The organism is Paucihalobacter ruber (assembly GCF_006494535.1).
In the GTDB taxonomy this organism is placed as follows: Bacteria; Bacteroidota; Bacteroidia; order Flavobacteriales; family Flavobacteriaceae; genus Paucihalobacter; species Paucihalobacter ruber.
The window spans coordinates 492,927-503,977 of record NZ_VHIQ01000003.1 but is presented as its reverse complement, the minus strand read 5'-3'; the positions used below and the strand labels follow the sequence as shown (position 1 = coordinate 503,977).

The 11,051-nt window shown below is 35.8% G+C and carries 13 protein-coding genes; 7 read left to right on the top strand and 6 right to left on the bottom strand.

Annotated elements, in window-relative coordinates; genetic code table 11:
• Window positions 1-36: 36 nt before the first annotated feature.
• Complete coding sequence (locus FJ651_RS08615) at window positions 37-885, top strand: UbiA prenyltransferase family protein (protein WP_140990103.1); 849 nt, start codon at window positions 37-39, stop codon at window positions 883-885.
• On the opposite strand, the gene FJ651_RS08610 is transcribed toward FJ651_RS08615, so the two are convergent.
• The 5 genes from FJ651_RS08610 to FJ651_RS08590 all read right to left on the bottom strand — a co-directional run bounded on the left by FJ651_RS08610 (window position 850) and on the right by FJ651_RS08590 (window position 5,710).
• The gene (locus FJ651_RS08610; RefSeq protein ID WP_140990102.1) at window positions 850-1,107 is read right to left on the bottom strand and encodes a hypothetical protein; all 258 of its coding nucleotides are present in this window, start codon (window positions 1,105-1,107) and stop codon (window positions 850-852) included. The two genes, FJ651_RS08615 and FJ651_RS08610, sit on opposite strands and share 36 nt — an antisense overlap.
• A gap of 1 nt (window position 1,108) precedes the next feature.
• Window positions 1,109-1,660, bottom strand: coding sequence for a sigma-70 family RNA polymerase sigma factor (locus tag FJ651_RS08605; RefSeq protein WP_140990101.1), 552 nt, complete (start codon window positions 1,658-1,660; stop codon window positions 1,109-1,111).
• Between the two features lie 56 nt (window positions 1,661-1,716).
• Complete coding sequence (locus FJ651_RS08600) at window positions 1,717-3,762, bottom strand: M3 family metallopeptidase (protein ID WP_140990100.1); 2,046 nt, start codon at window positions 3,760-3,762, stop codon at window positions 1,717-1,719.
• Between the two features lie 196 nt (window positions 3,763-3,958).
• Window positions 3,959-4,441 carry a 5-(carboxyamino)imidazole ribonucleotide mutase gene (gene purE, locus FJ651_RS08595; protein ID WP_140990099.1) on the bottom strand — a complete coding sequence of 161 codons (483 nt, stop codon included), beginning with the start codon at window positions 4,439-4,441 and terminating at the stop codon, window positions 3,959-3,961.
• A gap of 114 nt (window positions 4,442-4,555) precedes the next feature.
• Window positions 4,556-5,710, bottom strand: a complete 1,155-nt coding sequence (locus tag FJ651_RS08590; protein WP_140990098.1) for a 5-(carboxyamino)imidazole ribonucleotide synthase — start codon at window positions 5,708-5,710, stop codon at window positions 4,556-4,558.
• Window positions 5,711-5,837: 127 nt separating this feature from the next.
• Here FJ651_RS08590 and FJ651_RS08585 point away from each other — a divergent pair, with 127 nt between their 5' ends.
• The 5 genes from FJ651_RS08585 (at window position 5,838) to FJ651_RS08565 (ending at window position 9,678) form a co-directional block, all read left to right on the top strand.
• Entirely contained in the window at window positions 5,838-6,947 is a 1,110-nt protein-coding gene (locus tag FJ651_RS08585) for an adenylate kinase (RefSeq protein ID WP_140990097.1), read from the top strand.
• 35 nt (window positions 6,948-6,982) lie between these two features.
• Window positions 6,983-7,201, top strand: coding sequence for a PLDc N-terminal domain-containing protein (locus tag FJ651_RS08580; protein WP_140990096.1), 219 nt, complete (start codon window positions 6,983-6,985; stop codon window positions 7,199-7,201).
• An 85-nt stretch (window positions 7,202-7,286) separates the two neighbouring features.
• Window positions 7,287-8,285, top strand: a complete 999-nt coding sequence (gene obgE, locus FJ651_RS08575; protein ID WP_140990095.1) for a GTPase ObgE — start codon at window positions 7,287-7,289, stop codon at window positions 8,283-8,285.
• A 35-nt stretch (window positions 8,286-8,320) separates the two neighbouring features.
• Window positions 8,321-9,025, top strand: coding sequence for an ion transporter (locus FJ651_RS08570; RefSeq protein WP_140990094.1), 705 nt, complete (start codon window positions 8,321-8,323; stop codon window positions 9,023-9,025).
• 122 nt (window positions 9,026-9,147) lie between these two features.
• The gene (locus FJ651_RS08565) at window positions 9,148-9,678 is read left to right on the top strand and encodes a DUF4136 domain-containing protein (RefSeq protein ID WP_140990093.1); all 531 of its coding nucleotides are present in this window, start codon (window positions 9,148-9,150) and stop codon (window positions 9,676-9,678) included.
• A 27-nt stretch (window positions 9,679-9,705) separates the two neighbouring features.
• Here FJ651_RS08565 and FJ651_RS08560 read toward each other — a convergent pair whose 3' ends face one another.
• Window positions 9,706-10,077, bottom strand: coding sequence for a DoxX family membrane protein (locus FJ651_RS08560; protein WP_140990092.1), 372 nt, complete (start codon window positions 10,075-10,077; stop codon window positions 9,706-9,708).
• Between the two features lie 178 nt (window positions 10,078-10,255).
• Here FJ651_RS08560 and FJ651_RS08555 point away from each other — a divergent pair, with 178 nt between their 5' ends.
• Window positions 10,256-11,041, top strand: a complete 786-nt coding sequence (locus tag FJ651_RS08555) for a UbiA prenyltransferase family protein (protein WP_140990091.1) — start codon at window positions 10,256-10,258, stop codon at window positions 11,039-11,041.
• Window positions 11,042-11,051: the final 10 nt, after the last annotated feature.

Here is an 11,051-nt window from a genome sequence, read left to right as displayed (position 1 = left end):
TAAAGGCATTATTAACACTTGTATTATTTTTACGCAATGCACAATCTTAAAAAGTGGTTTGAGTTTTATTTAAACGCCAGTGTTCATGTGGCCTTGGCAGCAGTATCACTTACTTTAATTACTGCTTATGAATTTGCCATTAAACCTGATATTTCTCTCATCTTATTTGTTTTTTTCGCTACAATATCGGCTTATAATTTTGTAAAGTATTTTGGTATTGACAAAGCGCACTTTAAAGTTCGCACCTCAAATTTAAATCTCATTTTTTGGAGCTCTTTATGTTGTGTTATTTTGGCTGGTTATTTTATGATGTTCCTAAAAACCGAAGCGCTAGCAGTCATTGCTGTTTCGGGTTTGATTACCTGGTTTTACGCTTTTCCAAAATCGCCATTTCGTTTGTTATCAAAAGACATAAGAAATTTAAGAATGATTCCCGGGCTAAAGGTTTATTTGGTGGCATTGGTTTGGAGTCTTATAACTTTTATGTTACTCCTAGTAGAAAATGATGTTGAGCTATTACTTTTAATTTGGATATCATTCGTGCAGAGGTTTTTGATTTTGGTGGTTTTAATTCTGCCTTTTGAAATTAGAGATTTGCAATTCGACAGTTTAAAACTACAAACCATTCCGCAAAAAATTGGTGTAAAAAACACCAAATTGGTAGGTTTTATAATGATACTTGCAATTGCAATTTTAGAATATGTAAAACAGCAAGATGCAACGGTATACAGACTTTCTTTGTTAACTATATTGATAATATCAGCTGTATTTCTATTCTTTTCCAGAAAAAATTCTAATCAAGTTTATACCGGGTTTTGGGTAGAATCTATACCCGTTATTTGGCTTGTTTTAATGCTGCTTTTTAAGTTCTTGCTGGATGGTTAATTTAAGCGATTCCCGATCTTTAAGACTCATGCCTTTAAGGTTAGATTTTTTTAAAACTTCGGAGAGTTTTTGATTTTTTTTGGCATAGGAGCGTGTGATATGGCACCATGATAACCTGAGTTTTAATTCAAATTTTTCCCATATGGTGGCTTCGCCATATTGCGCTTTATCGCAGATATGCTTGGCTTCTTCGCACGATATAAATAAAAATCCTTTCTTCATTTTAAAACCAGTGTTTTTCTAAACATTCGGCCATGGCTGTTCGGGCTCTGTGAATTAACACCCAAAAATTAGACGTGGTAATGTTTAAATCATTACAAATATCTTCGGTTTCCATTCCTAAAATGGTTTTCATTTTAAATGCTTCGGCTTGTTTGGTGTTTAATTTGGCCAGGCAGCTATAAATAGCCGCACCCAATTCTTGGTTCTCAAACTCGTCTTCGGCAGTTTTATCAAATGGGTCGGCTACGTTGGTTTCGAGCCATTCGCCTTCATTGTCATCTCCGCTGTTAAATTGAATGCGAACTTCAGCTTTTCCCTTATTAGAATTTATTTTTCGGTAATAATCTATAATTTTTCTTTTTAAAATAGCAATAAGCCAGGTACGTTCATGTGCTTCACCTTTGAAATTTTTTAAAGCTCCCAGACCCGCAAGAAAAGTTTCTTGCACTAAATCTTTAGCAATTTCGCTTTCGTTAACTCTGCTAATGGTATAATTGAATAAATAGTCTGAATACAGATCTACCCAATTTTCCGGATTTAGTTCGTGTTTCATTGAAATTTTAAAGGTATTTCAAATGTAATTAAATTGATTGAAATCCCACAAGAACATTAAGTTAATAATCCGGCGCGTTTTAAAAGTGCTTCCGGTTTTGGTTCCTGACCTCTGAACTTTTTATATAAGGTCATAGGATCTTCGGTACCGCCTTGAGACAATACAAAGTTTTTAAATTTACCGGCAACTTCGGGATTAAAAATACCTTCTTCTTTAAAATATTCAAAAGCATCGGCATCTAACACTTCGGCCCATTTGTAACTGTAATAACCACTTGAGTAACCTCCTTGAAATATGTGTGAAAATGAGGTGCTCATGCAATTTTCGGGGACATCAGGAAAAAGATTGGTGTCTTTAAAAGCTGCTAATTCGTATTGCTTTACGTTATCAATATTGCTTGGGTTCATGCCGTGCCAGTTCATATCTAAAATTCCAAAACTTAATTGTCTTAAAGTTTGCAATCCTTGATGGAAAGTGGCCGCAGCTTTGATACGTTCAATGAAATCCATTGGAATGGGTTCTTCGGTTTCATAATGTCTTGCAAAAAGTGCCAGTGCATCTTTTTCGTAACACCAGTTTTCGAGAATTTGACTTGGAAGTTCAACAAAATCCCAATAGACACTTGTTCCCGATAAGCTGGGGTAAGTTGTATTGGCCAGCATACCATGTAACGCATGACCAAATTCGTGAAATAAGGTGGTTACTTCGTTAAAGGTTAATAGTGATGGTTTTGAGTTGCCCGATTTTGAATGGATGGGTTTTGTGAAATTGCACACTATTGATATGTGTGGTCTTTCATTCGCTTTATTTTTAACGTATTGTGATTTGTAACTGGTCATCCATGCACCATTGCGTTTGCCTTTTCGTGGAAAGAAATCTGCGTAGAATATGGCTGCTAATTCACCGTTTCCAAACTTTACCAAATAGGTTTTTACATCTTCGTGATAAGTGTCTATGTTGTTAACTTCTTCAAAATGTAAATCGTATAATTTTTCTGCAATTTTAAAAACGCCGTCAATAACGTTTTCAAGTTTAAAGTATGGTTTTAATAATTCGTCGTCAAGATTAAAACGCTCTTGTTTTAATTTTTCTGCAAAATAGGCGCTATCCCATTTTTGTAAAATATCAATTTCTTCCGTTTTATTGGCAAATTGCTGCAGTTCTTCAAACTCATTTATTGCTGCGGGTTTTGCTTTTTTAAGAAGTTCATTTAGAAACTTATTGACGGCTTCAGGCGACTTTGCCATACGCTCTTCTAAAACAAAATGAGCATGTGTTTTGTAACCCAACAGATTAGCGCGTTTATGTCTTAGTTTTGCAATTTCTAAAACAATTTTTTCGTTATTGTTGGGGTTGTTCTGAAAACCCTTTTTACCTGCTGCAATTGCTAGTTCCTTTCGAAGCATTCTGTTTTTAGCATAAGTCATAAATGGAATATAACTGGGGTAATCAAGAGTAAAAATCCAACCTTCTTTTTCTTTGCTTTCTGCCAATTGTCTGGCTGTTTCAATGGCACCTTCAGGTAATCCGTCAAGATCATTTTCATTGGTAATATGCAATTCGTAGTTATGCGTATCTGCCAATACATTTTCCCCAAATTTCAACTTTAAAGAGCTTAATTTTTTATCTATTTCGCGAAGTTTTATTTTGTCTTCATCCCTAAGATTGGCACCGTTTCGAGAAAAACTTTTATACTTTTTATCTAATAAAGTTTGTTGCTCTTTGGTTAAATTGAGCTGCTCTTTTTGTTCATAAACTTCTTTTATTCGCTGAAATAAAACTTCATTTAAAGTAATATCGTTACTAAATTCAGACAGTAAGGGTGAAATTTCCTGAGCCGTTTTTTGAATGTCATCGTTGGTTTCGGCGGCGTTAAGATTAAAAAAAATGCTTGTGATACGTTCTAATTGTTGACCCGAAAACTCAAGCGCTTCTATGGTGTTTTGAAAGTTTGGTTTATCGGGGTTAGACGTTATGGCATCGATCTCTGCTTTAGCTTCTTTGATAGCCTCTATGACGGCGGGTAAAAAATCCTCGGTTTTTATCTTTGAAAATGGCGCCGTTTGAAAAGGTGTTATAAATGGTTGATTTAATACGCTCATAGTGTAGTTATTTGTTTGACAGTATTGTATGTTTTTTCTTACCAATAATTTGATTAACTGTTATTTAACTAAATTTTATGCTTCATATAATAAAGTTATAATGTATCTTTGCAACAGATTTTGGGAAGAACATTTACATGGACTTCATAAAATGTTGATTAATAGCTGTAAAACCCTGGATATTTTCCGGGGTTTTTTAGTTTAAATCTTTAGCCGATTGCTCAACTTTTAATTTTAAATCGGCTTTGTAATCTAAAATTTTATTCAAAATTTCTTGATCAGAACTACCTAAAATTTGAGCAGCCAGTATACCGGCATTTTTGGCACCGTTAAGTGCAACAGTAGCCACAGGAACGCCACCAGGCATCTGTAAAATAGACAAAATTGAGTCCCAGCCATCAATAGAATTGCTGCTTTTTACGGGCACGCCAATTACCGGCAACGGGGTGATAGATGCAACCATCCCGGGAAGGTGTGCAGCACCACCGGCACCCGCAATAATCACGGCAATATCTCTTTTGTGCGCATTTTTGGCGTAATCTATCATTTTTTCAGGTGTACGGTGAGCCGATACAATATCAACTTCGGTGGTTATTCCGAATGATTTTAAAATCTCAATTGCTTCCTGCATTACGGGCAAATCGCTTTTGCTACCCATGATAACTCCAACTTTTTTCATCTGTTTATGGTTATTGTTTTTTAAAGGTCAGATGGAATTCGCCAATCATCGATTTGGGTGGTATCGACTTAATTGTTATGGCTCATTTCATAGACCTCTTATTAATAGGTTAGGTTAGGTACTGATTACTTTTATGGTTCTTTTTACTTGTTCTGCAATTTTTCTTGCTTCGGTTAAATCTTGGTTGACTATAGTAACATGCCCCATTTTTCTAAATGGTCGGGTTTCTTTTTTGCCGTATATATGTGGTGTTACACCTTCTAAAGAAAGTATCTTTTCAATATTTTCATACGCAACCGGACCGTTGTAATTTTCATCGCCTACCAAATTTACCATAACAGCGGCGGCCTTGCTTTTGGTGCTGCCTAAAGGGAAATTTAAAATAGCTCGCAAATGTTGTTCGTATTGCGAGGTGATACTGGCTTCAATGCTAAAATGACCTGAATTATGGGGTCTTGGTGCCACTTCGTTTACTAATAGGTCACCGTTCTTTGTTAAAAACATTTCAACAGCCAATAAGCCAACATGATTAAATGCGGCCGAGGTTTTCAACGCAATTAGCTGTGCTTTTTTTGCGTTTTCATCACTAATTCTCGCCGGGCAAATTACATATTCTACCTGATTGGCTTCAGGATGAAATTCCATTTCAACCACAGGATAAGTCGCTACCTGACCCGAAACAGATCGGGCCACAATAACAGCCAATTCCATTTCAAACGCAATTAAATTTTCGGTAATGCACTCGCCGGCTGTTAAATTATCTAAATCTGAATAGGTTTTAACAATTTTCACGCCGTAACCATCATAACCAAATCTGGTGCTTTTCCACACAAAAGGAAAGCTTAAACTTTCGTTATTAATGGCGGTTAAAATTTGATCTTTATAAGCAAATCTCGAAAACGGTGCTGTTGGAATGTTGTTATCTACATAGAACAATTTTTGTTGAGACTTGTCCTGAATAGTTCGTAAAGTTTTTGAACTTGGGTAAACTTTTATACCTTCTTTTTCAAGTGCTTCTAACGCTTCAACGTTAACGTTTTCAATTTCAATAGTAACTACACCGGCTCTTTTTCCAAAGTTGTAAACTGTATCGAAGTCCATTAAATCTCCTACAAAAAACTCATTACATGCAATTTTGCATGGTGCGCTTTCACTTGGGTCTAGCACAAGTGTATGCACATCAAATTTACGGGTTTCTTGCAGTAGCATTTTACCCAATTGGCCACCGCCAATAATACCCAATTTAAAATTTGACGAGAAATAATTCATTAATCACTATTTGTTGCAAAAATACAAACCAATTCTTGCTTGTAAAACTTATTGGTAAAACATTCTGATTTTGTATTCGTAAATGCTTAAACAAATGATTATCTTTGCATTTTTAAAACAAAACTCAGTGATAAAGTTACACGATTTGGAGTTTAAGCCATTTGTTTCAGCTGAAAAACTCGATGCGGTGGTTTCAAAGATGGCCAAGGAAATTGCTGCCGACTTAAAAGATGAAGTTCCTGTGTTTGTTGGCATTCTGAATGGATCGTTTATGTTTGTGAGCGATTTTGTGAAAAAATACCCCAACCCGTGCGAAGTAACTTTTATTAAACTGGCATCGTACGAAGGCGTAAAATCTACCGAAGACATTCAGCGTTTAATAGGTCTTACTCAAGATTTATCAGGAAGAACTGTTGTTATACTTGAAGATATCATTGATACCGGTGGGACGCTCAATGAAATTTATCGCATTTTTAAAAACGAAAACGTCAAACAACTCATTATAGCCACCTTGTTTTTTAAACCCGATGCTTACAACAAGGATTTTAAAATTCACTTTGTAGGCATGGAAATTCCCGATAAGTTTATTGTTGGATATGGTTTGGATTATAACGGATTAGGCAGAGATTTACCTGAAATATATCAACTAAAATCTACTCAATACATGACAAATATTGTACTTTTTGGACCTCCGGGTGCAGGAAAAGGCACACAAGCCGAATTTTTAAAAGAAAAATACAACCTGGTTCATATATCTACCGGAGATGTGTTTAGATATAACATTAAAAACGAAACAGCACTTGGCATGTTGGCCAAATCTTATATGGATAAAGGTGAATTGGTTCCGGATCAGTTAACCATTGATATGTTAGAAGCCGAAGTTGAAAAAAATCAGGATGCCAATGGTTTTATTTTTGATGGTTTTCCAAGAACATCAGCGCAAGCAGAAGCACTCGATCAGCTTATGGAGCGCAAAGACTCTCAAATTAATGCCATGATTGCTCTGGAGGTAGAGGATGAGGTATTGGTAAAAAGATTGCATGAAAGAGGAAAAACCAGTGGTCGTCCCGATGACGCCGATGAAAATATTATTAGAAATCGCATTACCGAATATTACAATAAAACTGCTGTCCTGAAAGATTTTTATGCAGCAAAAAATAAATATTTTGGAGTTGATGGTGTAGGTTCGATTGAAGAAATTACAGCGCGTTTGAGTAAGGTGATAAACGAACTATAAACATCTAAATTTTTCAGCGATTAAAACCAAATGTCATGGATTTTATAACACCGGGTTCAGGACTTGTTATTTTAACAATAGTATCATTTTTAGTGTTGTTACTTCCACTTTTGGCATTGATCAGTATTGTGAAAAATCAATTTGGAGGAAATGATAAAATTGTTTGGGTTCTTATTGTACTGCTGTTACCTCTCTTGGGAGCCATTTTATATTTTGCCATAGGGAGACAACAACGAGTGCAATCACAACAATAACATTTTTGATTTTAAATTCTATTACTAAAGAAGACAACAGTTCAATAACTTAATAAAAGGATTCCCGTTTGCACGGGAAATAAATATGACCGAAGGTAATTTTGTAGATTATGTAAAAGTTTTTGTTACTTCCGGTAATGGTGGTAAAGGTTCTTCGCATTTACACAGGGAAAAATATGTTGAAAAAGGCGGTCCTGATGGCGGTGATGGTGGCCGTGGCGGACATGTGATAGTTAGAGGGAAATCTAATTTGTGGACTCTCTATCATCTCAAATTTAAAAGACATTTTAGAGCTGAACATGGCGAACATGGCAGTAAATCAAGAAGTACCGGTGCCGATGGGAAAGATGAATACATCGATGTGCCTTTAGGAACTGTTGTTAAAGACACCGAAACCGGTGAAGTGCTATTTGAAATTACCCAAGAAGGCGAGGAAAGAATTATTGTTGAAGGTGGAATGGGCGGCCGAGGAAACTGGCACTTTAGAACATCTACCAATCAAACGCCGAGATATTCGCAACCCGGTATACCCGGTCAGGAAACACAAATTACATTAGAGATGAAAGTGCTGGCCGATGTTGGTCTGGTTGGTTTTCCAAATGCGGGGAAATCAACGCTGTTATCAGTAATAACCTCAGCGAAGCCCAAAATAGCCGATTATGAGTTTACAACTTTAAAACCTAATTTAGGAATTGTAGAATACAGAGATTTCCAATCGTTTGTAATGGCCGATATACCCGGAATTATTGAAGGCGCTGCAGAGGGCAAGGGCTTAGGCCATTATTTTCTCAGACATATTGAACGCAATTCAACTTTACTTTTTTTAATACCTGCAGATGCCAAAGATATTGTCGAGCAGTATCGTATCTTATTAGACGAATTAAAACGCTATAATCCTGAGTTGTTAGATAAAAACAGATTTATTGCCATTTCAAAATCCGATTTATTAGACGAAGAACTTAAAGCCGAGCTCAAACAAGAGCTTGACAAAACGCTCAATGTACCTTACATGTTTATATCATCGGCCGCAAATATGGGTATTACCGAACTAAAAGATAAACTTTGGCAAATGCTCAATAATTAGTTATTTAGTATTTAGAAATTTCAACTAAATACCCAATGAAAGCAAAAATAAAATTATTATTGGATGATGCGTCCCAAAACAAATGGAGCCGATTTGTGTCATTAAGCATTCAGCTTCTAATTATTATTTCATTAATTGCCTTTTCCATTGAAACCTTACCTGATTTAAGCGAAAGCACACAATATTGGCTGCAAATCATCGAAATTGTTTGTGTTGTTATTTTTACTGCTGAATACCTTCTCAGAATTTATGTAGCTGACCATAAGTTCAAGTTTGTTTTTAGCTTTTTTGGAATAATAGACTTATTAGCAATTCTGCCTTTTTACTTATCGTTTGGAGTGGATTTAAGGTCTTTGAGAACGCTCAGATTTGTCAGGTTATTTAGAGTGTTTAAATTGGTGCGGTACAATCGGGCCATCAGGCATTTTACCAATGCTATTAAAACCGCCAAAGAAGAAATATTACTATTTCTATTTGTTACTCTAATACTTATTTATTTGTCGGCCGTTGGTATTTACTATTTCGAAAATGCAGCACAGCCCGAAAATTTTTCATCCATATTTTCTAGTTTGTGGTGGGCCATCGTAACCCTCACAACAGTTGGTTATGGAGATATTTATCCAATTACAGTTGGTGGCAGAGTATTTACATTTTTTATTCTTTTAATTGGTTTGGGAATCGTAGCCATACCAACCGGGATCATTTCTTCGGCTTTAACTAAGACCATTGATAAAAAATAGATTTTTTTTGTCTAATACGCCATAATATTGGTATACGTTCTCAAGAATAAACTTGTTGAACGGCCGTCGTTTTTATCTGAAACTAAATTATTATCTTTATAATAAAATTGAAAATGATGAAAATGAAAGCCTTGCTCCAGTTTGTTTTTGTAATATGCTTTTTTTCGTGCGGACCGGTAATTAATTACGACTACGAACACAGAACCGATTTTTCGCAATACAAAACCTATAATTTCTTTGACGATATTGAAAGTGGTATGAGCGAATTAGACGAAAACCGCTTTAAGGAAGCCATCACTACAGTCTTTAAAGCCAAGGGTTATGAAATGTCTGATACGCCCGATTTTTTTGTTGATATACAGTCTGAATTATACGAAGTGGCTCAAGACGGAGGCTTTGGTGTTGGCATTGGTGGTACCGGTGGTAATATGGGTGGGGGTATGAGCGTAGGTATTCCGGTAAGTCAAAATACTACCCGAAGGGTCATTATTTTAGAATTTCTCGACAAAGACCGACGAACACTTTTTTGGCAAGCCGTTGCCAGAGGCGCTTATAAGCAAAATGCCTCACCCGAAAAACGCCAATTGGATTTTTTGAAATTAGTTGATAAGATTTTGTCTGGTTACCCACCAAAGAAAACGGCTAAAAATTAAAATCTTTAGCCGTAAACTAAATTGTTTTTATTTCAAAAGAGACTGATATTTATCTTTATAACCAAAGAGTACCGCTATGTTTAAAATTAATAACATGGCCGCGCCACCAATACCTCCGGGATCTAAAGTTAAATGAAATAATACAGCATTAATCGAAACACTCATTAAAATGAGAGCTAGTAAAGCGCCATATTTATTAAATATAAAAGCTAAGCCTGCTATAATCTCTACGATTGCTACTAAAACTAAGGTTTTAGCATTCATTAAAGCGCCAAAATATGCGCCTGCATCTTCAGATATTTCGGGCATTGGCATAAAGTTGAAAAACTTATTAAGACCAAAAACTAAAACAAAAAGACCTAGTAAAATTCTTAAAATTAAAAAAAGTTTCGAGTTCATAATTTTGATTGTTTAGTTAGTAATTCATTTGATGTAATGCTTAAGTCGTTATGTTGACATATTACTTACAAAAGAGGTCAATTAATAGTTCAAAATACCGTTATTTAACCATTACTTTTTTTCATCTGTAATTTATGATAAAAAATGTATTTTAGCAAGCACATTAATTATCCCAACTATGGAAACTAACAAACCAAACAAAAAAGTGACGCGTGTTTCGGGTGGTGACAACACTTCGCACCAAGCCACAACCACAACCTTTGTCCCAACAGCAGAAGCCAAAGGGAAAGCCAATCAGTTACGCACCTTTGCGGTGATTTCATGGATTTTAGCTATTGCTGCGCAAATATTTGCCATTACCTTGCTGTTTAAGCCACCGGTTAACATGACCTGGTTGATTATACTAATTGTAGTGGATTTAATTTTTGCCATCATTGGCGCTGTACTTTGGAAAAAGTCAAACCGACTTGATCCTGCATCTGAAAAGGATAAATTTAAATTCTTTATGCAAAGTCAGTTGGGCATGGTGGTAGCCATTATTGCCTTTTTACCATTGGTGATTTTTATTTTTACCAGCAAAAATTTAGACGGTAAACAAAAAGGAATTGTAGGCAGTATTGCCGTGGTAGCTTTAGTTATAGCCGGAGTTACCGGATTTGATTTTAATCCGCCATCGATAGAGCAATATACCGAACAGACCAGACGTGTTGAATGGTTGCAAGGCTCTAACTTTGTGTATTGGACCAAATCAGGAACTGTCTACCATTTATATAACGATTGTTCTTATATCAATACCGATAGAACTACCGAAATTTTTGAAGGTTCAGTGGCCCAAGCCAGAGAGTTAAAAAACATAGCCAACTTGTGCAGCCGTTGCGAAAACAGAAAAATCAAAGAGAAAAACCTCGACGAAGCCGACTATCAAGAGCAAATAGAGGCACTTGATGAAGCGGTAGAAGAGTAGACCATAAGTT